This is a genomic window from Flavivirga spongiicola, assembly GCF_030540825.1.
GTDB lineage: Bacteria > Bacteroidota > Bacteroidia > Flavobacteriales > Flavobacteriaceae > Flavivirga > Flavivirga spongiicola.
Map to the genome: position 1 here is coordinate 2288292 of NZ_JAUOEO010000001.1, position 25874 is coordinate 2314165.

Below are 25874 nucleotides of genomic sequence, written 5' to 3' on the forward strand. Positions count from 1 at the left end.
TATGAAAACTATTAAATGTCTTATAGTATGTCTGGTCTTTGTAAATATTTTACAAGCGCAATCGGAAAATATATTTTGGGAAAGAGATTTTTGGAAAACGAATCCAACCATCGAAACCATAGAAGAAAAAGTTAAAGAAGGTCATAGCGCTACAGCATTAAACCCTTTTGGGTTTGATGCTGTAGTTTATGCTATTTTAGAAAAAGCTCCCAATAAATCTATTAAGTATTTACTATCAAAAGAAGAGAATGATGTTAACAAGCTAACACATGATAAGCGAACGTACATTTTTTGGGCGGCATACAAAAGTAACATGGAGTTAATGAAGTATCTTATTTCTAAGAATGCTAAAATGGATTTAAAAGATGCCCACCATTTTTCGGTTTTAACATTTGCTGCGGTAGCGGGCATCACTAATCTTGATATTTATGATTTATGTATAGAACATGGCATCGATATAAAAAATGATGTGGATGAACACGGTGCAAATGCTTTATTATTATTGATGCCTCATCTTAAAGACTTTGAAGTAGCCAACTATTTCATGAAAAAAGGACTGAGTTTGAAGAGTAAAGATAGTGATGGTAATGGGGTGTTTAATTATACGGCCAAAGCCGGCAATAAAATAATGCTTGAAAAATTAATCGAAAGAGGGATTTCACATAAATTAAATAATAAAGGAGGAAATGCAATGCTATTAGCAACCCGAGGTTCAAGAAGCGGATACAATGCGTTGGACTTTTTTAAATATTTAGAAGGCTTAGGCATCGAAGCCAATATTGTTAATAATGATGGCATAACGCCACTTCATAATTTGGCATATGGAAATAAGGACCTCGAAACATTCAACTATTTTATAAGTAAAGGCGTGGATGTAAACCAAATAGATAAAGATGGAAATACAGCACTTATTAACGCTTCTGGAAGAAACTCATTAGGTATTATTACCAAATTAGCTGAAAACACAAAAAACATTAATCATGTCAATAACAATGGACAATCTGCTTTAACAAAATCTATTGGTAACGCGCCCCAAACCATTAGCTTTTTGATTAAAAAAGGAGCAGATGTCCATGTTATTGATACTAGAGGAAATAATCTTTCTTATTATTTGATTAAATCATTTCAAGCTAAAAAACAAGAGACATTTAATCAGAAACTGAAAGTGTTATCTAACAATGGATTTGATGTGACTACGATTCAAAAAAACGGAAACACTTTATTTCATTTAGCAGTTGATGCTGACAACATAGATTTATTAAAATATGTGAATGCTTTAGGAGTTGATATAAACATTAAAAATAAAGATGGGTTAACGGCTTTACACATGTCAGTTATGAAAGCAAAAAACTTAAAAATCTTGAAATATTTACTATCCATAGGAGCTAATAAAAACATCAAAACTGATTTTGAAGAATCTGTTTATGATTTAGCCAAAGAAAATGAATTGTTAAATACACACCATATCGATTTTCTAAAATAATATGATGAAATGCGCCATAGCACTTAAGTTGATAACAACCAAAATGATTATTGGCGAATAACACCTGCCTGCCGGCAGGTTTGACCTCTAAAAAGAATAAAAATTAACAAATGAAAAAACATACATTAACTTTTAAAGCGCTTCCTGTACTTGCGATAGTCCTATTTGTTTTTTTTGGATTTAATAAAAGTAGGCTCACAAATGCATCATCTTATAAATGCATGATACAAATGACCAATTATACCGGGGAAGGTGCTTACGTAGTAATTTCATTGCTAAACCCAGAAGGAGCATATGAGAAAACACTCCACGTTCAAGGTGATGATGATGAATGGTATTCTGATATTACTGAATGGTGGAAATTTCATGGAAAAGTGCGCTCAAATATAGATGCCATTACCGGAGCGACTATTAGTGGAGGCGGACGTACCATAAGTGTTATTCAAATAGATGATGATAAGATTGACAAAGGTTACAAAATCCGTTTTGAATCGGCCGTTGAAGACCAAGCGTATTATAAGAATGATGTGGAGTTTGAATTAACTTCTGAATCTGTAAAAAGTAAATTTGAAGGCAACGGTTTTATACGTTATGTGCGTATAATGCCTCAATAATATATAATCAAAATGACCATTTCTATATGGAGATATAGTCATTTAACATTGGCTATATCTTCTTCTGTTTTTATCTTATTAGCAGCATTAACAGGTATCATTTTAGCCTTTGAGCCGATTTTAGATCAGCAAAAACCTTATGCTATTAAAAATGCTAATACACTTTCGCTTTCTAAAACCATTGAAAACTTAAAAGGCGAATATGATGAAGTCATACATGTAGAAATTGATAAAAATGATTTTGTAATAGCTTCCGTTTTCACAAAAGAAGGAAAAAATGAAACCTTTTATATAAACCCTTTTACTGCTGAAAAAATAGGAGATATTATTGAAAAAGAGCCTATTTTTAAATTTGCGACCAATATACATCGTTCGCTGTTTTTAAAATCCACAGGGCGGGCTATTGTAGGTTTTGTATCTTTTTTACTGTTTTTAATGGCGGTTACAGGCCTCCTTTTAATTATTAAGCGACAAGGCGGTATAAAACGTTACTTTTCAAAAATAATTAAAGAAGATTTCGAACAATATTATCATATCATTATTGGGAGATATACTTTAATCCCTCTAATTATTGTTACCCTTTCGGGAGTATATCTATCCTTAGAAAAGTTTTCATTATTACCTTCAGATAAAAATGTACATATTTTATATGAAGAAGCTTTAGCCAAAACTTCAAAATTAACTATTGCAGACTTCGACCTTTTAAAATCAATCACTTTAAATGATATAGAGCGTGTTGAATTTCCTTTTTCTGATGATGTTGAGGATTACTTTGTTTTAAAATTGAAAGACAAAGAGTGGTATGTAAATCAATACAATGGAAAAATAGTAAGCGAAAAAAAGGATAGCTTGGTTGCCTTGGTTTCTAGTTGGAGTATGGCGTTGCACACAGGGCAAGGTTCCACATTATGGTCTATTGTTTTATTGTTTACTTGTATTGCCATCTTGTTTTTTACGTATTCAGGGTTTGCTATGACATTAAAGCGAAGAAACAAGAGTATCAAAATTAAAAATAAGTTTAGTAAAGATACTGCCGAATATGTTATTCTGGTTGGCTCAGAAACAGGAAGCACTTTCGGGTTTGCTAAGGCTTTATATAAAGCCTTGATTGCTCAAGGCAAGTCGGTTTTTGTTTCAGAATTAAATAATTATTCGAGCTATAGAAAAGCAGCACATTTGGTAGTGTTTACATCTACTTATGGAGATGGTGAAGCGCCTACAAATGCAAAGTATTTTCAAAAATTAATGAGTCATGTTTCTCAGCAAAACACACTTCAATATTCAGTTGTAGGTTTTGGCTCTTTAGCTTATAAAGGCTTTTGTAAATATGCTATTGTGGTTGATTCTTTATTACAAGCCCATCAAAAATTTATCCCAAACCTGTTGCTTCATAAAATAAATAATCAATCTTTTAACGCCTTTAAAAATTGGACAGAATTATGGAGTAAAAGTAAAGGTTTGAGCCTGAAAATTGAAAAGCCAGTAAAAATGGGGCATTCAAAAAAAGCAAAACGATTTAAAGTGGTTTATAGATCTGAAATTAATTTAGATCATTCTTTTTTAATTGAATTAGAACCCATGCAAAAGGAGAAATTTACCTCTGGAGATTTACTAAGTGTTTATCCTGAAAATGACGCTATAGAGCGTTTGTATTCCATTGGAAAAATAAATAATAATATGCTGCTAAGTATTAAAAAGCATGAGTTTGGTATATGCTCAAATTACTTTAGTGAACTTAAAGAAAACGATATTATATTAGCTGATATAAAACAAAATAAAGGGTTTCACCTTCCTGCTTCTGCAAAAGAAGTGATTATGGTTGCTAACGGAACAGGCATCGCCCCTTTTCTGGGAATGATTAATGACAAAAACCATAATCAAACCAAAAACTATTTATTTTGGGGAGGTCGTACAAAAGATTCATATCAAATGTACTCCGAACAAATTGATAAAGCATTTTATAACAAAACGTTATCGGGGCTTTTTTTAAGTTTTTCGAAAGAAGAAAGTGAAAGAAAGTATGTTCAAAATACTTTAGTAGAAAAAGAAAAACTCATATCTCGTGTTCTGAAAAACGGTGGTATCATCATGATTTGTGGCTCTATCGCTATGCAAAATGGTGTTTTGGAAACACTAGAAAACATTTCAATATCTAGGCTAGATATACCGTTAAATATGAATCAAATAAAAACAGATTGTTACTAAACGATGTGTAATAGCATAAAACAATATCAAAAGTGAAAAGTGATGTGCTGTCCATTATGTTGCCAATATCAATGGATTTAACCATATTTTTTGTCTGAGGTTTTTGTATTAAAATGTATATATTTGCGCAGCTTTGCAAAGAAATATATAGTTGCTAAAAAGTTGTAAAACCTTTGTAGTCACGGTATTTTTAGGTAAAAGGGGATGTAGCTCAGTTGGCTAGAGCGCTTGACTGGCAGCAAAAAACGGAGAATACTTCAATACTCCATTATCCCAATAATAATAAGGCTTTGCAAGTATTCAGTGCATTTTAAAAACCATGGTGGTGGAGTATGGTGGTGGATTTTTTTAATTCTATTTACTAGTTCAATAATGTCAATTCTTCTTTTAATTTTTCTAATTTAGAAGGTCTAACTGCGTGCTTTTTGACGATAGCTCCATTTTCATCCACAAGTATATACCAAGGAATGGATAGACTTCCACTTTTGCCATATATTTCACGTAGATTTTCAGATAGTTTTTTGTTAGTGATAATATGATTGCCCTCAAGATTATAAAACTTAATCATATCCTTCCACTGTTGCTTTTTTTCTTCTCTATCTATTGAAATATATAAAAGTTCAACATCTTTTTCTTTCAGAACTTTATGCAAGTTGTCCTTGTGTTTAAATTCTTTTTTACATGGACCACACCAAGTTGCCCATACATCTACATATAGTTTTTTACCCCTAAAATGAGAAAGTACATCATCAAAATTATTCATGTTTTCATGATTGGACACAAAATTTACATCCTTAGAAAACGGTTGCTTTGCTTTGTCGTTAAATGTAATTACAGGAGCAATCATTGGTTCTAAATATTGAATATACACACTTTTAGGATAATAGGTTTTGAAGTTTTCGTAAATGGAAACAAATTCCTTCTGGTAGTTTTTTTGGAATAATTCTGTATACAGATAAACAGCTTTGAAACTTTCCAGAATATGATTTTCAAGATATTTTTCGGCATCTTGAAATACTTTTTTGGTATAGAATGTATTAGTATTTAATTTTTTAAATTCATCAATATCAAAAGAAACTTCTTCATATCCTTTGTAGAATAAGTAATTTTCTGCTAGAGCATTTCCCCAAAGGGTTTTTTGAAAATCTGGACGTGTTAACAAATTATTTTTAAAAGTTTCTTCCCACATCTGCTTTATATCTTCGGTAAAAAGCCCTTCTTGTCTTTCATTCTGTAGAAATTTAATAAAAGCTACCGTCCCTTGTATGCCACTGTAGTAATAGTCCCTATCCAGTTTGATAAAGTCGTACATACTTTGAGAAATGCTGTCTTTTGCTAATAAATCGTTAAATTTGGAAAGGTCTTTTGTTTTTAAATCATCTATTTTAGATTTTATTAGTGATGCCACAGAATCTTTAAAAAAAGGTCGAGCCGCTACTTGTATATGAGATGGATTGGGCAATTTATTATATAAATGTTGTGCGCTTTTAGTTTCGCAGTGTATCTCATATTTTGGCGGCGAATCTTCTTTTGTCAAGTCAAAATTAACTTCATAATTTTTATGAGGTTCAGCAACAATAGTTATGTTCAATTTTTCTCGAATCATTAATTTGACAAAGGCAGTTTCTTGCAATTCCATTTTAATTGAAAACTGCCCTAAAGAATCTGGTTTCACGGATTTTTTAAATTCATAAATAAAGGCACCTTCGGAAGGTAAGGTGTATTCCACTTTTTCAGGAAGTTCACCTTTGATTTTTCCTGTTATGGTCACTTCTTTGGATTCTTCTCCTTTACAACCAATAAATAGGAGTAGTATAATTCCGAAAAAAAAAGTTTTAAAAATTTTCATATTATTTTGATTGATTTTATTAATTCAATACTCACCTGATTATTTTCTGCTTTATCAATGTTTGTAATATTGACAATATAATATTGATGAGTTCTTATAAACTGAACCGAAGGTAATTTTTCTATAATCTCCGTAAAAGTCATTCTTGATGAATACACTTTTTCTTTAGTTGTTACATCTAGATAATTACCTGACCCTTTTATAAATAAAATAGAGTCATATTCTTTTTTGAACAACCTATGAGTCCTATGATTAAAACAGTTATAATTATTTTTTGAAGTTTCATTTTTGTTATTAATGTATGAGAGAGGTCTTCTTTGCTTTAATTCAATTCTTTATTCTCTAAAGGTTTTATTCGCTCATTATATTTCTAACTTTCTCCTCTAGCTCTTTACCTCTTAAATTTTTTGCAATAATCACTCCTTGGGGGTTTAATAGAAATGTTGATGGATATCCCTGAACTCCATAAGATTCTTTAATCTTATTGGATTCTGTCGAGAGTATTTGTGGCCATGATATAGAATCCTTTTCAATTATTTTTTTTAATGACTCTTTAGAACTATCACCAACAATGCCAATGATTTCAAATTTCGATTTATCAATTTTTCCGTATATATCTTTAAGGTTAGGGATTTCTTTGATACAAGGACTGCACCATGTTGCCCAAAAGTCTAATAATACATATTTTCCTTTTAAACTATCTAATGAAATTGGAGTCTTTGTTTTGAAATGGTTCCCAGAAAAATCGAATGCATTAAAGCCAATTTGAGTAGAATGTAATTTGTTTTTAGGTAAATTCGTCTTTTCTAAAACCAATACATTTTCATTCTTTCTTATACCTAAATTTTTATATATATTATTTCCGATTTCAAGATATTCATTTTTTGCTACTACTTTTTGATAATTCACTTTTTCCCCTTTGTCAAGACCATTGTCAACTTTGATAACACCTAGGTTATTATATGACAAATCTAGAAAATTATTAGAGCGAATAGCTATTTCTTCTCCGTTTAAATTTGTTGTTGCAAATTGCACAAAATTGCACATGAATATATTATATTGACTCATATGAATTATTAAAAGCGGAACGCTAATATCTATTATTTTGTTATTTGAATAACGCTCAAAATTAACTACGATTGCGTTACTTTCTGCTAAAGAATCTTTATTAATATTTTTATCTTGTGGACTTATTTCAGTTGGATTAAACATATTGTCATCACTAAAGTCATGGTTATTATTTGCATCAACAACCATTTTTAGTTCGCCAATAGAATCTTTACCAAAAGCAAAAGCTATTTTACACTTTATAGGGTTTTTTGATAAATTCATGGAGTCTGGCACCCAATTCCATGAATTTTGTAACTCCTTATATTTTTCTTTTGTAATATTACCTAAATAGTAATTTTGATATACGGATTGATAAATATCGGTATTAATATCCCCAATTTTAATATCGGTCCAGTTTTTAGGAACTCCAGATACTTTTAGATGTGTTTTTTTCCAAGGGTCGTTTTCATCATTTGAATAAGGAGAAATTCCACCAAAGCTTGAATCAAAAGGTCCATATCCCTTTTGGAGTGTTATCGGCAATTTTAGAATTTTTTCATGTAAACAACTTGTTATTAAAACAAGAGTTGTACTGAATAGTAAAATAGCTCTAAATTTCATGTGATTCGTTTATGATTAATAATGATGCTGGTTTCATTATAACTTGTGGGCAAAATGTTTATGATTCCTATTGCTAAACTTATTTAATTATTCAATGCATTTTCCAATTGACTAATCAGAACGTTTCTTTTCATTGGATACCCTGCCTTTGATAATTCAAAGGTTCCATCCTTTTTTATAATAACATAGGTTGGAAACCCTTGTCCTTTTACTCTGGTCATAATATCTTTAGTGAGCTCTGGTGATGCTAAAAGATGTTTTCCTGTTAAATTATAATATGGAATCAATTCCTGCCATTTGGTTTCGTTACGATTATCATGATTAGCAACGTATAAATAATCCAATGGTTTATTTCTGAAGTGATTCTTGATAAATTCAGAATGTAATGATATTTCAGAACGACATGGACCACACCATGTTCCCCACATATCTAATAAAACTGTTTTACCTTTTATCAATTTTAGAACATCATCGAAGGTTTTATATGAATCAGGATTTTCAACTAGCACCATCTTATCCGTAAGCTTGCGTTCTCTTTTTTCTGTAATTGTTTTAATGGCTGGTTCGATATGAGGGATGTATTTACTTAGAGGAAACTTTTTAATGAATCTTGAAAATATCTCAGGCAGATTATCTTCTTTTTTATCGATAGCATATTTAAAAAGGATACCATATAAAAACTCAGCCGTTTTACCATTAAAGTGTTTGTTAATGATTTTCTCTTTTAATAGATTTTCGGGGTCTTCTTTAAATATTTCAACCGCTTCCTGCTGTGTGTCTGTATTATAATACTCTTTTAATAATTCATGATGTTGCCAAAGACGTTCTTTAATCCTTCCAATATAGCTGGGTAGGAAATATACATAATCGGGAATGGCTAACACTTCCTTATTGTTTACTGGACTAATATTGGTAAGAGAATCTTCAATAACTTGCCATTTATTCTCATTTCTCATAAAAGGTTCACGAATGTTAAATTTTTGATTCCCCTTAAACCTAATATAAGTCCATAGTGGAAAGTATTTAACATACAAGGAATGGATTTTTATAAATTCTTTAGTAGGGCGATTTTCCGAAATGTAGTCTTTTAGCGTTTTTTGATTAGCAATATTTCTAACTGTTATTGCTTTAAGTACATTATCAGGTAATGAGTCTTTTTCATAGCTTTCAAGAGATTGTCTATTATTAATTAGTTTTTGAATTAATGGTTGATTATTTCTGTGCCCTTTTCCCTTTATTACAACTGTAGTTTTAGGGCTATTAGAATCAAACGAAAAACCCAAATGATCTTTTGGAGACAAGTAAAAAGCATAGCTGAAATATTCTTTTGTTATGCTGTCTTGATATCGAGTAGTTACAAAAATAGGTTTAGATATTTGGTGATTCCAATTGGCTTTTCCTTCAATTAATGTAACTTCAATTACTCTTTCACCAAATAGGACGTCAGCGTTTGTATAATCGCCATTAATTATTGTAATACTTTTAGACTTAGCGTTTTTGATATTAAATTGAATATTGACCTCATTTTGAGCATTAGTCAAAAAAGGAAAAAGCAGTACAATCCAAAATATCTTTCTCATAAACTTTGTTTTTTACATGATAACAACATTGTTGTCAATTATTTGGTATAGATATATAGCTGTCACCAAATATAAAGAATTAACTGGGAGGTTAATTCTATCTTAAGAAAAATTAATATTGATTCCTATGCCATAGTATTATTCCAAAATAAAATTAAAAAGGTGGTGTTTTTGCACTTAAATGATTTTGAATTCAGTTCTTATTGATGGGTAGGACGGTCAATGTGAGCCTCTTCTAGTAGATTAAATTGAGCATAGCAATAATTATTGTAGGTCCTTTTAGGGTTTGACCAGAATGAATTTTTTAAGTAACTCACTTTCTCCAGATTTTGAGGACTCACTATAGTCCGTTTTTTGCACTTTACTCAGTGTATTTTAATTTATTATATTTTTTGTTCCTCCAAAAGAAAATTAGTGATGTTGTCAATAATATAAACCCACTTAACATTTTATAAATAGTAAAATTGATTTCCATTGTATAAAAATCTGCTACTTCTGAAGTGTTTATACCGGGAAGAACTACCTGAGCACTTAATCTAAATGTAATTACAGAGGATATAAGAATTAATGCAACTAGTACATTGACATTGGTTAATTTACTCAAAAATGGTTTCCCATGTTTAAAATTAAAAAATATTTTATTGAAGAATAAAATTGGAGTAAAAACTAATATTAATATAGAAATAATACTAAATGTTGTTTCGTCAATACTCAATTTTTGAGATAAGAGTAGAGTAATAATTAAAAACAATTTGCTCAAAATTATAAATGCAATACAAATCAAGGCGCCTTTTAAATAAGGAAGACTCTTATTAATAAAAGAAAAGTCATTATTGACTTTATCAAATTCTAAACAAATGTCATCAGTTTTTCCAATTCTTTTCCTTGCAATGATAAATGATTCTTCTTTGTTCAGTCCTTTGGATTCCAAATCATCAATTAAATCGGATAAGTGATTTTCAAGTTCAATGATATTTGATTTAGTCAAATTGTTTTTCTTAGTAAGACTAGATTTCCATTGTTGAATATTATTTTCTAAATTAAATTCGGTTCTATTTTCCATATTTTTGTTATTATTTGATTAATAGTATTCCAATTTTCTTTTTCTATTTTAAGCTCTTTTTTTCCTGCACTACTAATTTTGTAGTATTTTCTTTTTCTTCCAGATTCTGCAACCTTCCAAGATGACTGAATTAGCCCTTTTTTTTCTAATTTATGTAAAACTGGATAAAGAGTTCCTTCTCCGAATTCAATTTTTCCACCAGATATTTCTTTAATATTTTGGATTATTTCATAACCATAAGATTCATTTTTTGTGAGAATTGACAATATGATTGGTGTTGAAGATGCTCCAATCAATTCTTTTGATAATTTTTCCATTATATAATAATTTAGAAAACAAATATACATTGAAGTTCGATGTGTAAAAAATAATTTGGTGTTATTTTTGGATAGGTCAGTATTTGTTACAACAATTGAACAAACAGACTAATGTGTTTATTTTTACTATAGATACGCCAATTGGTGCATATCTCTAATACTTTTTAAAGAGACTTCCTACAGGTAAATAAACATAATTATTTGAAATAATAAATTAAAATGGTAGTGGGTTTTGGTGGTGGGTTTTTGCACCTAAATGTATATATTTGCATCCAAATACAGGTAAATGCAACATTACTTTAATCTTGCAAAACGCTTGTAAACACTGTGAGGTGTTGTAGATAAAGGCAAAGGGGATGTAGCTCAGTTGGCTAGAGCGCTTGACTGGCAGTCAAGAGGTCGTCGGTTCGAATCCGATCTTCTCCACCAGTAATAGAAAGGCTTTGAGAGATTTCATCTTTTAAAGCTTTTTTATGAATACCCAAATATACCTAGTTTTAAAATCTAATTTCTATCTCCAGAACGCTTAAATAAACATTGACTTGTAAGTAATATTCATTGAATTTGGTTTCCTGTTTTAATTAACTCATGAATCCATGATAGAAAGTGTTGTAAAAGAGTTTGATAAAAAAATGATTTCAAAGATAATATGCCTATTTATACGGATTATTTTATAATATATCTATTTTTGTTAAACCACAAAATGAAAATAAGCCAGATTTGAATTTTATTTCTGATGATGAGATATTACAAATTTTAAAAAAAGGAGATGAGAAATCTATCTCCATTCTGCACGAAAAATATTCTGAGGAGCTTTTTATTTCTGCTTATAATATGTTGAAGAACAAAGAAATTTGTGAAGACATACTTCAAGAGGTATTTATAAATATTTGGAACAAAAGAGGACATTTAAATATTAAGACCTCACTCAAAAGTTATCTTTATGCTAGTGTAATGTATGGAGTTTATGGCTATTATAGAAAGAATAGTGATAAAATGAATGTGGAGCTTTTGGAAGGATTTAACACACATGTTCAACAAAGTAATCCAGAAACTAAATTAATCCAAAGAGAAATAATTGCTCAAATTAATTCTATTATTGAATCATTACCTGAAAAATGTCGTTTAGTTTTTGAAATGAGTAGAAATGAACAGTTAAGTCATAAAGAAATAGCTGAAAAATTAAACATTTCAACCAAAACTATAGAAACTCATATCACGAAAGCTTTAAAAGCGATAAGGTCTTCACTAGGACATACTTACTCCATTGAAATAGTTGCCTTTTTGTATCATATCATGACTATTTAGAGCATAATAATCTTCTTTTTTAAAATTTTTCTAAAAAAAATTTAATTTCGACTCAGGGGTATTGCCTATTTCAGACTCTCTATTATTGAAACCTAACCTAAAAGGTTTATAATATAGATGCATATAGATAAAGAATATCTGATAAAATTAATAGATAAGTTTCAGGAAGGTAAGGCCTCTGATGATGAAATTCGGCTTTTGGTTAATTTTTATAAATATTGTCAAAAAACAAATGATTGGCCAGCAGAAATTCCTAATAAGGATCTTGTTTTAAAAGGCGTCCTTTCAAAAGTTGAGAAAGGAATATCAAGTTCAAATAAGAACGATGTAAAGACAAAATATTTACAATTTTCAAGAATACTAAAATATGCTGCCATCATAGTAATATTAATAGGGTTAGGGTATTTTTATAAGCAAGGTTCTTTTTCCAATGAATCGATAAATGAAACACAAGAAATTGTTGATCATAACATAAAAACAGGAACAGATAAAGCGACGCTTACACTTGGTGATGGGACAGAAATAGTATTAGAGAAAAACCAAAATTACTCAGATAAAAATGCTACAAGTGACGGTGAAAAAATTATATATAATGCTGCTCCGTTGAAAAAACCAAAAGTAAAAATAGCTTATCACTATTTAACCATACCAAGAGGAGGACAATATTATTTAAAGTTATCTGATGGAACAGGAGTTTGGTTGAACTCAGAATCACAATTAAAATACCCAATACATTTTGTAGAAGGCGAAACCCGTAGAGTAGAGTTGGTTTATGGAGAAGCTTATTTTGACGTATCCCCAAGTTCAAAACATAAGGGAGCAAACTTTAAAGTCTATAATTCTGCTCAGGAAATAGATGTATTAGGAACGGAGTTTAATGTAAAAGCTTATAAAGACGAAACACATATTTACACAACTTTAGTAGAAGGTAAAGTAGCCATAAGTGCTAATAAAGAAAATCAAACCTTAGCACCTAATCAGCAGTCAGACTTAAATATTGAAACTAACAGTATAAATATTACTGTTGTGGATGTGTATAACGAAATTTCGTGGAAAGAAGGTCTCTTCATTTTTGAAGAAAAGCCGCTTAAAAATATTATGAAAGTTTTATCTCGCTGGTATGATATGGATGTTATTTTTATTAATAAGGCTATTGAAAAAGAAGAATTCAATGGTTTGTTAAGAAAGGATCAAAAGATAGAAGATATCCTGTCAAACATTAAAAAATTTGGAACTATTAAAAATTATAGAATCAATGATAAAAAAGTAATTATAGAATAAAAAAGGGAGTGAAGTAAAGATATTTGGACACATCATAATACTTCACCCCTAAACCATGTATTAATTAAATGTTTAACTAACACCTAACAAATTTATGAAAATTAAATTACTCAGCGGTCGTTCCCTCATTCGAAAACGACTATTACTCTCGATCATGAAAACGTTTATTCTTTTATTTTGTACGACAGTTTTCAGTTTAACCACAGAAAACACCTACTCTCAAGAGAAAGTTATCATCAACAAAGACCAATTAATTTCTGTAGATCACGTATTTAGGATCATCCAAAAGCAAACAAAATATGCTTTTATTTATCCTAAAGGGCTCTTTAAAGATGCGCCAAAGGTCGAATTGAAAAAAGGAGAGATAACATTAGGTGAGTTGCTAAAATTAAGTATAACTCAAAACAAACTTAATTTTGAACTAACTCAAGACAATGTTATTGTTATTAATGAAAAAAGAATAAATGCAGCTCTCAATCAACAACAAATTACTGGAGTTATAACTACTAGTGATAGTGTTCCATTGGCTGGAGCAACAATTATTGAAAAAGGAACTAAAAATGGTACTCAAAGTGATTTTGATGGTGCCTTTAATTTAACAGTAACCAATGCAAATGCCATATTAGTCTTTTCTTATATTGGGTATGTAACTCAGGAAATTGCTGTTAATGGACGTACAACTTTTGATATTACATTGCAAGAAGACACAGCTGTGCTTGATGAAGTTATAGTAGTAGGTTATGGTACAAAAACCAAGGCTACTCTAACAGGTGCCGTTACAACCGTAGGAGCTAAAAATTTTGAAGCAAAACCAGCTGCAAACATTGTGAATTCAATCCAAGGTCGAATTCCTGGGTTGCTTGTAGTAAGAAATAGTGGTCAATTAGGAAATGAAGGCAATGCTTTTGAAATACGAGGTGAAACTTCAAGAAGTAGTACGGGTGTTCTAACTATTATTGATGGGATTCCGCAAAGATCTTTAGGAACAGGAGCTATAGAATCCATTAACCCAGAAGATATAGAAACATTTACAGTGTTAAAAGATGCTCAAGCTGCTATTTATGGATCAAGAGCAGCCGGAGGCGTTATCTTAATTACCACAAAAAAGGGGAAATCTTCTAAACCGACTGTAAGATATACTTCTAACCTATCTATAAATACTGTTGGAAACTTTTTAGCAAGAACCAATGTAAAACAGCATTTTGAAATGTTCAATGAAGCTTGGGTAAATGATGGCGTTCCAAATCATTTTTTTGCAGGCATACAAGATCAAGTATTTGCGGCAGATTTATCCAACCCTCAAATAATACCAGGACCATTCTCTGATACACCTACCTTATGGACAGGACATAATGAGTGGATGGAGACTATGTGGGGAACATCGGTTTGGCAAAACCATAACTTATCTATTTCTGGTAGAGGCGATAGAAGTAATTACTATACCTCATTTCAATATTTAGATCAACAAAGTCAATTACAATACGGGGCAAATTCAAATGAAAAACTAGCTTTTAGAACTAGATATGATTATGAAGTCATAGAAGACAAATTAACCATAGGCGCAAATATTTCTATGGATCAACAAACAACTATGACACCTAACAGGTATGGTAGAATGCTAGGTGCTATGCAAAGCGCATGGACAAGTCAACCAGTTACAACACCCGAAGGTAATTTTTATCATTTTGGAGGGTTTGCTTCCCCAAACGGTCATGCTGCTTTAGGTGGTGAGAATAAACTAATTAGAAGGAATATAAACTTGCAATTTAATGCAGAATTCAAACCTATTAAAGATTTAACCATTAATGCACAGTTTGCAACTTTTAAAGAACTTGATGAAAGAAAGGATTTGGGAAGAATCTATAGATTTTACCTATGGGACGACACCCCTTCTGCTTGGGGATCTCAACGGAATAGTATCAGTAATGAGTATGGATCAACAACGCATAATACAGCAAATTTATATGCGACATACAAAAAAAATATAAAAGAGCATAATTTCAGTTTAATGGTTGGTACTGCCCATGAGGAAGATTTTGACAACGGATTTAGAGCATGGAGAAATGACCTTAGTGACGAAAATTTCCCAATTTTAGATTTTGGAGATCCAGAAGAGCAGTTTAATAGTGAGTCTGGTAGTCATTATGCTATCAAGTCTTTATTTTCAAGATTAAGTTACGACTATCAAGGAAAGTATATATTTAATGCTACGATAAGAAAAGATCAATCATCTCGATTTGCTTCAGGGTTTAGAGACGGTTATTTCCCTGGTGCATCTGTGGGATGGATAGTTACTAAAGAAGGATTTATGGAGAACCTCAATAACAGTATTAATTATTTAAAATTAAGACTATCTTGGGGAGAATTAGGAAACCAAAATAATGTTGGTCGTTTCGATCATATTTCCAGAATAAGCAAGGGTGGCGCTCCTTTATTTGGTCCTAATGGATCACCCATACAAGGAAATAGTGCTTCAATAGGTACGTTAGCAGACCCAAATAGAACCTGGGAAACTGTTGAGGTACGAAATATTGGTGTTGACTTTTCTTTTTTAAATTCTAGATTATCGGGTAGTTTCGATTATTTTAAAAAGCACACTAGAGACATGTTACTTTCATTGGTGTTTCCAGAAACATTAGGAATTAATACGGTTACTGTTAATGGCGGGGAATTAAAATCAAAAGGATACGAACTTTCTTTAGGTTGGAAAGACAATATAAAAGATTTTAATTATTCTATAAAAGCTACTCTGAATAATGATACTAACGAAGTTACTCGATTAGATGATAGTAGGAATATTTCAGAGGGTCAGAATAATTTTCTTGAAGGCCATAGCACAGATACTTATTATGGTTTTGTGTTTGATGGATTCTTTCAAACCCAAGCAGAAGCTGATGACTATAAAGCAAACACTGCATCTAACTTTGCCGGATTCCCTTTTCAGCCTGGGGATGCTAGTTACAAAGACTTAGATGGTGATGGAGAACTTGAGTTTACCCCTTATAAAGAAGGAGATCCAGAGTCTGGAGATATGGTAAATTTAGGAGATGGGAGAAGACACAATATATTTTCTCTAGATTTAAGTTTTGATTATAAAGGTTTTGATTTTTCTGCCTTTTTTCAAGGTGTTGGAAAATGGAATATTTATACCAACGACTCTCCTGTAGGAAGCGATTGGTGGAACCAGCCCTTTGCTTATACATATAATACAACATGGTCTCCAGATAGACCTAATGCTTTACGCCCAAGATTAAGTGCCAATGGAGGCATTGACTTTAATAACTATCAAATGCACTCTAACGCTCCACACAGAAAGATAAATAACGCTTATGTGAGATTAAAAAATATTCAATTGGGCTATACTATTCCAAGTGCGGTGATGGATAATTTGGGAATTAGTAAGTTTCGCGTATACTTTAGTGGTGTTGACTTATGGGAATTAACCAATAAGAATTTACCAGATGGATCAGATCCAGAAAGACCTTTTGGTTCTGCTTTTACGCCATTTGTAAGATCGTATTCATTTGGTATAGATTTAACATTTTAAATAAGTTTACTATGAAAAAAATAATATTAAATATAATTATAATAGCTAGCTTATGTTTTTCTTGCGAGAGAGACTTAGATTTAGCTCCCGTAACTGAAGTTTCTGAAACTACTTTTTTTAAAAAAGCTAGTGATTTTGAAGAATTCGCCAATCAATATTATGGTTCATTATCTGGTTTTGGTACACCTGGACTTGATCGTCAATCTGACATAATGTTTGGATTAGGTACCAATAATATAAGTAATGGATCCTATGTAACGAGTGAAGAATCTGGCTTTTGGAATGGGTCTTATGATAGAATAAGACAAACCACCTTTTTATTACAAAAATATGATGCTTTAGAAGATGCTAGTTTAAAAACGGAGGCTGTCATATATGCAGCCGAAGCACGTTTTTTTAGAGCCTATGCTTATTTTAATTTAGTGAAAAATTATGGAGGCGTACCATTAATTACTCAAATATTAAATACGACTGATACAGAAATCTTATTTAAAGCACGTAACTCTAGAGAAGAGGTTATAACACAAGTTTTAACAGACTTAGATGCGGCTATTTCAGATTTACCAGAACAGAGTAGTTATGAAGGTGGTAATTCAGATGGCAGAATTACTAAAGGAGCTGCTTTGTCCTTTAAAGCAAAAGTTGCTCTTTTTGAAGGGACTTGGAGAAAATATCATGGCGGTTCAGTTGGAAATTTACTAGATCAAGCTATTGCAGCTTCAAATGCAGTTATCTCGAGCAATGAATATGAAATCTTTAATCACACAGCAGATTTTGGAGGTAGTGCTATAGATAATTACAAGTACTTTTTTATTTTAGAACAAGCTAATAAAACGAATGCAGCGAATTTAACAAAAAATGATAATAAAGAATTTATTATTGAGCGTAGGTTTGATAGAGGAAGAGAAGTTGGCGGTGGTATAGCAGATCCAAGAGGCTTCTCTCCAACCAGTAAGTTAGCTAATATGTATTTATGTACGGATGGTTTACCTATAGATAAATCCCCGTTATTTCAAGGCTATGATTTAGTAGGAGACGAATATATTAACAGAGATTCACGTATGGCTGGTATCATGATGGTACCTTTTGAGCAACAATGGTCGTATAGACAAACGGTATGGCAAAGGGATTGGTCGGATCCTATGGCTAATGGTTTCACTAATACCATTGAAATACCTGGCAGAACAACCACTGGTTATACATTGCATAAGTTGCACCCTGAAATTATTGGCCCTAACGGAGTTGATTACCCCGTATTGCGCTATGCCGAAGTTCTATTAATCTTTGCTGAGGCTACTTTTGAAAAAGACGGATCTATATCTGATGCCGATTTAAATAAATCGATTAATGTTTTAAGAGATAGAGCAGGTATAGCAAATTTAACTAATGCTCTAGTGACTAATAATGGTCTAGACATGCTAACCGAAATTCGTAGAGAACGGACTATAGAATTAGCCATGGAAGGCCTTAGGTATGATGATTTAAGGCGTTGGAAAACAGCCGAAATAGAATTACCAAAAGCCATTACAGGGATTAAATATGCTGGAACTCAATTTGAAACCGATGCGCCTTGGAACACTTTATCTGTAACATTAGATGCTGATGGGTTTATGATTGTTGATGATGTTTCTGCACGTTCTTTTGATGCTAATAAACATTATTTACAACCGTTACCTACAAATCAAGTGGAGCTAACCGAGATGGAGCAAAATCCTGGATGGAATTGATTGATAAGTTAAAAAAAATAAAAATTTAATAATTAGTTTTTGAGTTTAGTACTAAAAGTTGCAATGATATTTTATTATTGCAGCTTTTTTTACTAAGCCTCATGGCCTTATACAATCACTACAGCTAGCACATTGATTTAATTATTTATAAGGGATATTAAACTTTTTGATGCTTTAGTCGTTTTTCGATGTATTCTAAAGCCAAAAGAGTATTATAATTGAGCGGTTTTTTGGTAGACTTCCTTCTAGATAACATATAGTTTTGAAAGACAATAGCATTACTAATTGTGTGAATAAAAGATATTCGAAAAAATAGAATTATGAAAAAAATTGGAGTATTAGTTTTAATCTGTTTGATGTCTAAAATTGGGATATCTCAAAATGAATTTGGACATATAATAAAAGAAAATAAGAACTTGTCTAAAGAATGGAAGGCATCTTTATATAAAAAGGGAGAGCAAAAAATATATAGAGACGAAGAATTAAATACTATTGGAATGCCCTGTGGAGGAATTGCTTCAGGTCAATTATATGTTCGGGGTGATGGAACACTGGCTAATTGGTGGATTGCTAATAATGCCTACAATACAGGTTATGGTATTGACCATTTATTAAATTTTGAAACAGCTCAAGGCCCTTGGAAAGTTTGTTATCAAACATTCGAACCATTTAGTTACTTTGAACAAGGTTTCGAGATAGAAATACAATCAGGGAACAAATTGTATACTCGAAAACTTGATAAAACAGGGTTTAACAATATTGGTTTTATTGGGGAATATCCCATTGCCAAGGTATTGTATGAAGATAAAAAGAAAGCATTACCTGTTGATATAACTATGGAGGTGTTTTCACCATTTATTCCTTTGAATGCAAAAGAATCGGCAACTCCTGGAACCATTTTAAAATTTAAAATAAAAAACAGATCATCAAAAGAACTAAAGGTTAGTTTATCTGGGTACCTTCAGAATATGGTGATGGCAGATTTAAAAAACGACATTAAAGGTACTATTAGAAATCAGGTTAAGCAAACTGAAGAAATGCAAACCTTATACATGGATTATATTCCTGAAAACCAAGCAGAAAGTTTTCACCCTTACTTTGGAAACATGTCACTTTCATTAATTCAAAGCACAGGAATAGTTTTTACAGATAAAATCAAAAAAGAAAAAGAGATCAGTCTTAAAGCTATACAAGAAGAATTAATCGGGAGTGTTCAAAGTAATATTAGTCTTAATAAAGGAGAAGAAAAAGAAATTACTTTTTTATTGACATGGTATTTTCCAAATCGACCAAAACAATATGGAAATGGCGGCAACTGGAATAAAGCCATACCTACAAAAGGTGAGTCAATAGGAAATATGTATGCCAATTGGTTTAATTCATCTATAGATGTGGCAACATACTTAAAAAATGATATACAACGCCTGTCTCAAAACACATATAAATTTCATGATTCCTGGTATAATAAATCGACCTTGCCATATTGGTTAAGACAACGAATTATGATGCCAGTATCCACCTTAGCAACCGAAACATGTCAGTGGTGGGCCAATGACAAATTTTGGGCATGGGAAGGTGTAGGATCTTGTGTAGGTACGTGTACACATGTTTATAATTATGAACAAGCAATAGCCAGATTATTTCCAGAATTGGAACGAAATATTAGAGAAAAAACAGATTTAGAAACTTCTTTTGGAGATGATGGAGGTATACAAGCACGTAATGGTTGGGGCAGTGTATTATTAGATGGGCATATAGGCGCTATTCTAAAATCATATAGAGAATACCTAATTTCAAAAGATCAATTATTTCTATCTAGGAACTGGAGTAAAATAAAAAAAGCAATGGAATTTGCGTTTAAACATGATGGAAATTTGAATGGATTAATAGAAGGAAAGCAATCCAATACATACGATATTAGCTTTGAAGGCGCGAATAGTTATGTTGGAGGGCTGTATTTAGCATCTTTAAGAGCAGCAGAAGAAATGGCTCTGATTATGGATGATACCGATTTTGCTACAAAATGCCATGATATTTTTAAAAGCGGAAAAGAATTATCCGTAAAAAAAATATGGAATGGCGAATATTTTTTCCAAGATGTTGATTTAGAAAAGCATCCAAAATTTCAATATGCAAATGGGTGTTTAAGCGATCAACTATTTGGACAAACATGGGCACACCAATTAAATTTAGGGTATATCTATCCCAAAGAATATGTCGATAAGGCTTTACAATCCATCTGGAAGTACAATTGGACTCAAGACATTGGTCCTCATGTATCAAAATTTAAACCAGAACGAAATTATGCCAACGCAGGAGAACCAGGACTATTAAATTGTACTTGGCCAATTAGTGAACATTTAAATGAAAATGCCGTTCGATACAGAAATGAAGTATGGACAGGAATTGAATATCAGGTAGCAACAAACATGATTTACGATGACATGATTGAGGAAGGTTTGTCTATAGTGAAAGGAGTTCATGAAAGGTATAGACCAGAAAAACATAATCCTTGGAACGAAATTGAATGTGGTGATCATTATGCAAGAGCACTTGCTTCATGGGGTATATTAATTGCTTTAGAGGATTATTTTTATGATGGACCAAAAGGCATTTTGGGTTTTGCTCCAAAAATTCAAAAAAGCAACTTTGAAAGTTATTTTACAACAGCAAAAGGGTGGGGAAACATTTCTCAAACCAGAAAAAATAATGTTCAGCATAACAATTTGAACCTTGTAAATGGTAAATTGGAATTATCTCAATTGAATTTTGAAATCCCATCTAATAAGCATGTCAAATCTGTTTTTCTATTAAAGAATAACAAGAAAATAGCAATTAATTTTAAGCAGAAGGAGAAAACGGTACAAATAAATTTTAAAAGAACGCCCTTTTATTCCGCTGATATTCTTGAAACTAAGATCGAGTATTAGTGCTTCAGAACCCAAATAGAATATTAAAGATCACGATCTCGATAAACTAAATTGAAACTGTTTTTTAAGTTATGAAAAAACGTAATATTATTAATAAATAGGAATATGAAAAAATTAAGCATCTTTATTTTTTTAGGATTGTTTGTAATGAAGATCACTGCTCAACAAAAAAGTGAAAATGAATTGCAAAATAATGACACTAATGAATTAAAATATATAGGAATGCCTGTTGGTGGTATCTGTGCAGGACAGGTATATCTTGGAGGAGATGGTCAATTGTGGTATTGGGATATATTTAACGTATCTATGCTAAATCCAGGTAGTGAAGGTGGACATAGATATTATGAAAACCCATTAACCCAAGAAAAAAAGTTTGAAAATGGTTTTGGACTAACCATACGTCAAGGCGATCGTGTTCTAGTTAGGCCTTTAAACAGTACTGGCTTTTCAGATGTACAATTTGAAGGAGAATACCCTATTGGCAAAGTTTCTTATAATGATGATAGATTACCAATAAGTGCAAACTTAAAAGCTTATACGCCATTCATTCCAACAGATGCTAAGAATTCCGGACTACCGGTCACCATATTAGAATATACCGTTACCAATAAAGACGATGAAGATGTAAGTATAGAATTATCTGGGTGGTTACAAAATATGTCGAGTTTCTTAAGTGCAGAAGGTCATGAAGGCAAGCATACAAATAAGGTGGTTTCAACAGAAGAATATACACGTTTGGTATGCGAGAGTGATGATAAATTTAAAGATAAATTACCAGATTGGGGCTCTATGAGTTTGACTTTGGTTGGTAAAGGAAAGGCTTTGGCGGAGTCAAAGGATTCAAAAGGATTACGCATCTTTAGTGCAGATGGAAACAAGAAGAAAGCTTCTACAAATCTTGGAAATAAATTAGTAGGTAGCGTATCTGGTTCTACAGTTTTAAAGCCAGGAGAAAGCAAAACTTTTACATTTCATTTAAGTTGGTATTTCCCAAATATCAATTTATGGAACGGAGGGCACCATTGGAAAAACAAAGAAAATCTAAGACATTATTATACGACGTATTTTAATAATTCTAATGAAGTGTCTGATTATTTATTAAAGAATAATAACCTATTGGAAGCCACCAAAACATGGAATAGAACTTGGTATAATTCTTCATTACCAAAATGGTTTTTGGACAGAACTTTTGTCAATGTGAGCACTTTAGCAACAACAGCTTCGGTAAGGTTTAATGATTTAACAGACGCTCCAGAAAGTGAAGGACGTTTTTATACCTATGAAGGAGTTTACTTAGGAGAAGGAACTTGCACACATGTATTTCATTACGAGCAAGCGATGGGAAGAGTGTTTCCTAATTTATCTCGTCAACTACGCGAGCAAACAGATCTAGGCTTGTCTTTTACAAATAATGGAATTATTAAATATAGGGGAGAGTTTAGTGGTTTAGGTCGTCATGATGGTCGAGGGTTTGCTATTGATGGTCATGCTGGAACTGTCATGCGTATTTACCGTGAACATTTGATGTCCAGAGATAAAGTATTTTTGAAAAAAAATTGGAATAAAATCAAGAAAACCATCCAAGTTATGATTAATCAAGACAAGGAAAAAACGGGCTACGCTGATGGTATTTTGGAAGGGAAACAATACAATACCTTAGATAGAACGTGGTACGGAAAAATTACTTGGATTAGTGGTTTGTATGCAGCTTCGCTAAAAGCAGGTGCTGAAATGGCAAAAGAAATGGGTGACCTAAAGTTTTCTAGAGTATGTGCGAAAATAGCAAAGAAATCGTACAAAAATATTTCTAAAGAATTGTTTAATGGCGAATATTTTATTCAAAAAACAGATCCAGAACATCCAGAAGCTCCTAATACAAACATAGGCTGTCACACAGATCAATTATTGGGGCAATATTGGACTACTCAAACAGGGTTGGGTGATATTTTACCAAAAGAAATGGTGAAAAAGTCATTGCAATCTATTATGAAATACAATTTCACGGAAAACTATGGGGACTATTTGAAAAATGCAGATATTCCTGTAAAGCGTTTTTATGCAGATAAAGATGAGCAAGGCATTATCATGTGTACCTTTCCAAAAGGCGGAACAGACAAGGCTCCTGGAGTTATAAAAAATGAATGGGAGAAACTGGTTATAGGTTATTTTAGTGAGGTATGGACAGGGCAGGAACATCAATTGGCAGCAACACTTATTTCTGAGGGATTTGTAGAAGAGGCTCTGAAAGTGGAAAGAGCCGTTCATGATCGTTATGCACCGTCCAAAAGAAATCCGTATAATGAAATTGAGTATGGGAATCATTATACGCGTGCTATGAGTGGTTATGCTCCATTTGTTTCAGCTTCGGGCTTTACCTACCATGGGCCGAACGGAATCATTGGATTTGACCCTAAAATTAATCCAAACAACTTTAAATCGGCATTTATTGTTGCAGAAGGATGGGGCAGTTTTTCACAAAAACAAGATCAAGAAAAACAAATGTGTGAGCTACAGCTTAATTATGGGAATTTAAAATTAAGTCAACTTAATTTGGTTGTTGTTAACAAGGAAACGCCTTCAACGGTAGAGGTTTTATTAAATAAGAAAAAAGTTAAAACAACCTATTCTATTAAGAATAATCAACTAAAAATAAAGTTTGACTTCATAGAATTAAAGGAAACAGATCTTTTTGAAGTAATAATAAAATAAGAACTTTCTAGTAAAATTCTGACAATAAGTGTTGTGTGCTTCTGTTTGATAGTGTACGGTGCGTCAATCTCAATTCAGGCAGTGAATAGGTCGTTGGTTCAAATCCGGTCTTCTCCACAGTAGTAATAGGCTTTAGAAGATTTCATCTTTTAAAGCTTTTTTGATCTGCATGTAGATAAGGGTTTAATTAAATTTGTATTCATTTATTTTCAATTAAGATAGTAACCTAATCGAAATTAATTTAAATGTAATCAATGCCCTTTCCCCTAATTATTTATTTCATATAATTATCATCCCACTCTTTTACTTTTGGTTCTCCTAATTTCCCTATAGATTTTGCAACAAGCATAGAAACAGCTGCATCTCCGGTAACGTTAACAGCCGTTCTGCACATATCTAATGGTCTATCTACAGCAAAAATCAATGCCAAACCTGCTTCAGGGATTCCAGCGTAACCAAGCACACCAACCAACATGACCATACCAGCACCTGGTACAGCCGCACTACCAATAGAAGCCAAAGTTGCAGTAGCTATGATACCTAATTGTGTAGAAAAGTCGAGATCCATACCAAAGGCTTGAGCAATAAACACTGCTGCCACAGCTTGGTATAAGCTGGTGCCATCCATATTAATAGTGGCTCCTATTGGTAAAACGAAACTTGCTACTTCTTCTTCAACACCTAAATGTTCTGTTACACGCTCCATTGTAACTGGTAATGTGGCGGCACTTGAACTTGTAGAAAAGGCTAAAAGTTGTGCTGGAGATATCCCGTTGATGAAAAATTTTGGTTTCTTTTTAGTGAAGATTAAAACCATTGCAGTGTAAATAGTTACCATTAATAATAACCCAATAGCAACGGTTAAGGCATACCATCCTAATGCTTTAAACAAATCTATACTAGGCGATTCAGCAACTAAAGCGGCTAATAATGCAAATACACCATAAGGTGCAGCAAGCATGATTAAATCAACCATTTTTAAAATAACTTCGTTAAACCCGTCGAAGAAATTTTTGACTGTTCTTCCCTTTTCTTCAGGAATTAAAATAAGACCAATACCAAAAAATACTGAAAAAAATATGACTTGGAGCATGTTACGATTACTAGTGGCAGAAGAAAATATATTCTCAGGTACCAAATCTTCTAATGGTTTTAATGGTCCAGCATCTTTTTGTGTTTTGGCAGTTTCTTTGTACTTCGTAGTATTATCACTATAATTACTTACCATTTCAGTTCTGGTACCTTCGGAAATTGAATACCCAGGATCTACGATATTTACTAAAAGTAGACCAATAGAAACTGCTATAATTGTTGTGCTAATATAAATACCAATAGTCCTACCTCCCATTTTTGAAAGTTTTGAGATATCTTTTAAATCGGATACCCCTTTAATAAGAGCTGCCAATATTAATGGTATTGCAATGAGTTTTAAAGAATTAATAAATATTTTACCAAAAGGTTTAATCCAGTCCTGAATGAGTTCTTTCCCTCCCTCAAAATTAGTCATTAATAAACCAACGACTACGCCTAAAAACATGCCGAGTAGTATTTTCCAATGTAATGCGAGTTTTTTCATGTGATTAAATTTTA

At 32.0% G+C, this 25874-nt stretch carries 16 protein-coding genes and 1 tRNA gene; 10 read left to right on the forward strand and 7 right to left on the reverse strand.

The window, feature by feature from the left end; genetic code table 11:
• Position 1 precedes the first annotated feature (1 nt).
• The 3 genes from Q4Q47_RS09165 (at position 2) to Q4Q47_RS09175 (ending at position 4302) form a co-directional block, all read left to right on the forward strand.
• The gene (locus Q4Q47_RS09165) at positions 2-1483 is read left to right on the forward strand and encodes an ankyrin repeat domain-containing protein (RefSeq protein WP_303306353.1); all 1482 of its coding nucleotides are present in this window, start codon (positions 2-4) and stop codon (positions 1481-1483) included.
• A 110-nt stretch (positions 1484-1593) separates the two neighbouring features.
• Entirely contained in the window at positions 1594-2097 is a 504-nt protein-coding gene (locus Q4Q47_RS09170; RefSeq protein ID WP_303306354.1) for a DUF2271 domain-containing protein, read from the forward strand.
• 12 nt (positions 2098-2109) lie between these two features.
• Complete coding sequence (locus tag Q4Q47_RS09175; protein WP_303306355.1) at positions 2110-4302, forward strand: PepSY domain-containing protein; 2193 nt, start codon at positions 2110-2112, stop codon at positions 4300-4302.
• Positions 4303-4663: 361 nt separating this feature from the next.
• Here the strand turns inward: Q4Q47_RS09175 and Q4Q47_RS09180 are convergent, their stop codons facing one another.
• The 6 genes from Q4Q47_RS09180 to Q4Q47_RS09200 form a co-directional block, all read right to left on the reverse strand.
• The gene (locus tag Q4Q47_RS09180) at positions 4664-6151 is read right to left on the reverse strand and encodes a TlpA family protein disulfide reductase (protein WP_303306356.1); all 1488 of its coding nucleotides are present in this window, start codon (positions 6149-6151) and stop codon (positions 4664-4666) included.
• A complete protein-coding gene (locus Q4Q47_RS23825) occupies positions 6148-6387 on the reverse strand; it encodes a LytTR family transcriptional regulator DNA-binding domain-containing protein (RefSeq protein ID WP_408612131.1) in 240 nt (79 codons plus the stop codon). Before Q4Q47_RS23825 ends, Q4Q47_RS09180 begins: the two co-directional genes overlap by 4 nt.
• Positions 6388-6502: 115 nt before the next feature.
• Positions 6503-7822 carry a peroxiredoxin family protein gene (locus Q4Q47_RS09185; RefSeq protein ID WP_303306357.1) on the reverse strand — a complete coding sequence of 440 codons (1320 nt, stop codon included), beginning with the start codon at positions 7820-7822 and terminating at the stop codon, positions 6503-6505.
• A gap of 83 nt (positions 7823-7905) precedes the next feature.
• On the reverse strand, positions 7906-9402 hold the full coding sequence (locus Q4Q47_RS09190; RefSeq protein ID WP_303306358.1) for a TlpA family protein disulfide reductase: 1497 nt from the start codon (positions 9400-9402) through the stop codon (positions 7906-7908).
• Positions 9403-9763: 361 nt separating this feature from the next.
• Entirely contained in the window at positions 9764-10465 is a 702-nt protein-coding gene (locus Q4Q47_RS09195; protein ID WP_303306359.1) for a hypothetical protein, read from the reverse strand.
• Entirely contained in the window at positions 10438-10782 is a 345-nt protein-coding gene (locus Q4Q47_RS09200; protein WP_303306360.1) for a PadR family transcriptional regulator, read from the reverse strand. Before Q4Q47_RS09200 ends, Q4Q47_RS09195 begins: the two co-directional genes overlap by 28 nt.
• A gap of 352 nt (positions 10783-11134) precedes the next feature.
• On the opposite strand from Q4Q47_RS09200, the gene Q4Q47_RS09205 reads away from it, so the two are divergent.
• The 7 genes from Q4Q47_RS09205 (at position 11135) to Q4Q47_RS09235 (ending at position 24284) form a co-directional block, all read left to right on the forward strand.
• Positions 11135-11211, forward strand: a tRNA-Ala gene (locus Q4Q47_RS09205).
• Positions 11212-11502: 291 nt separating this feature from the next.
• Positions 11503-12090 carry an RNA polymerase sigma factor gene (locus tag Q4Q47_RS09210; protein ID WP_303306361.1) on the forward strand — a complete coding sequence of 196 codons (588 nt, stop codon included), beginning with the start codon at positions 11503-11505 and terminating at the stop codon, positions 12088-12090.
• 117 nt (positions 12091-12207) lie between these two features.
• The gene (locus Q4Q47_RS09215) at positions 12208-13371 is read left to right on the forward strand and encodes a FecR family protein (RefSeq protein WP_303306362.1); all 1164 of its coding nucleotides are present in this window, start codon (positions 12208-12210) and stop codon (positions 13369-13371) included.
• A 154-nt stretch (positions 13372-13525) separates the two neighbouring features.
• On the forward strand, positions 13526-16918 hold the full coding sequence (locus tag Q4Q47_RS09220; protein WP_303306363.1) for a SusC/RagA family TonB-linked outer membrane protein: 3393 nt from the start codon (positions 13526-13528) through the stop codon (positions 16916-16918).
• A gap of 11 nt (positions 16919-16929) precedes the next feature.
• Positions 16930-18645 (forward strand): RagB/SusD family nutrient uptake outer membrane protein, encoded by a 1716-nt coding sequence (locus Q4Q47_RS09225; RefSeq protein WP_303306364.1) that lies wholly within the window; start codon positions 16930-16932, stop codon positions 18643-18645.
• A 320-nt stretch (positions 18646-18965) separates the two neighbouring features.
• Positions 18966-21575, forward strand: a complete 2610-nt coding sequence (locus tag Q4Q47_RS09230) for a GH116 family glycosyl hydrolase (RefSeq protein WP_303306365.1) — start codon at positions 18966-18968, stop codon at positions 21573-21575.
• A 105-nt stretch (positions 21576-21680) separates the two neighbouring features.
• A complete protein-coding gene (locus tag Q4Q47_RS09235; protein WP_303306366.1) occupies positions 21681-24284 on the forward strand; it encodes a GH116 family glycosyl-hydrolase in 2604 nt (867 codons plus the stop codon).
• Between the two features lie 274 nt (positions 24285-24558).
• Here the strand turns inward: Q4Q47_RS09235 and Q4Q47_RS09240 are convergent, their stop codons facing one another.
• The gene (locus tag Q4Q47_RS09240) at positions 24559-25860 is read right to left on the reverse strand and encodes a dicarboxylate/amino acid:cation symporter (protein WP_303306367.1); all 1302 of its coding nucleotides are present in this window, start codon (positions 25858-25860) and stop codon (positions 24559-24561) included.
• Positions 25861-25874: the final 14 nt, after the last annotated feature.

Bases quoted from the DNA above. Each gene is read 5' to 3' on its own strand.
- Q4Q47_RS09225 (WP_303306364.1), top strand. From the start codon at position 16,930: ATGAAAAAAATAATATTAAATATAATTATAATAGCTAGCTTATGTTTT.
- Q4Q47_RS09185 (WP_303306357.1), bottom strand. From the start codon at position 7,822: ATGAAATTTAGAGCTATTTTACTATTCAGTACAACTCTTGTTTTAATA.
- Q4Q47_RS09240 (WP_303306367.1), bottom strand. From the start codon at position 25,860: ATGAAAAAACTCGCATTACATTGGAAAATACTACTCGGCATGTTTTTA.
- Q4Q47_RS09235 (WP_303306366.1), top strand. From the start codon at position 21,681: ATGAAAAAATTAAGCATCTTTATTTTTTTAGGATTGTTTGTAATGAAG.
- Q4Q47_RS09230 (WP_303306365.1), top strand. From the start codon at position 18,966: ATGAAAAAAATTGGAGTATTAGTTTTAATCTGTTTGATGTCTAAAATT.
- Q4Q47_RS09200 (WP_303306360.1), bottom strand. From the start codon at position 10,782: ATGGAAAAATTATCAAAAGAATTGATTGGAGCATCTTCAACACCAATC.
- Q4Q47_RS09190 (WP_303306358.1), bottom strand. From the start codon at position 9,402: ATGAGAAAGATATTTTGGATTGTACTGCTTTTTCCTTTTTTGACTAAT.
- Q4Q47_RS09215 (WP_303306362.1), top strand. From the start codon at position 12,208: ATGCATATAGATAAAGAATATCTGATAAAATTAATAGATAAGTTTCAG.
- Q4Q47_RS09175 (WP_303306355.1), top strand. From the start codon at position 2,110: ATGACCATTTCTATATGGAGATATAGTCATTTAACATTGGCTATATCT.
- Q4Q47_RS09180 (WP_303306356.1), bottom strand. From the start codon at position 6,151: ATGAAAATTTTTAAAACTTTTTTTTTCGGAATTATACTACTCCTATTT.
- Q4Q47_RS09165 (WP_303306353.1), top strand. From the start codon at position 2: ATGAAAACTATTAAATGTCTTATAGTATGTCTGGTCTTTGTAAATATT.
- Q4Q47_RS09170 (WP_303306354.1), top strand. From the start codon at position 1,594: ATGAAAAAACATACATTAACTTTTAAAGCGCTTCCTGTACTTGCGATA.
- Q4Q47_RS09195 (WP_303306359.1), bottom strand. From the start codon at position 10,465: ATGGAAAATAGAACCGAATTTAATTTAGAAAATAATATTCAACAATGG.
- Q4Q47_RS09220 (WP_303306363.1), top strand. From the start codon at position 13,526: ATGAAAACGTTTATTCTTTTATTTTGTACGACAGTTTTCAGTTTAACC.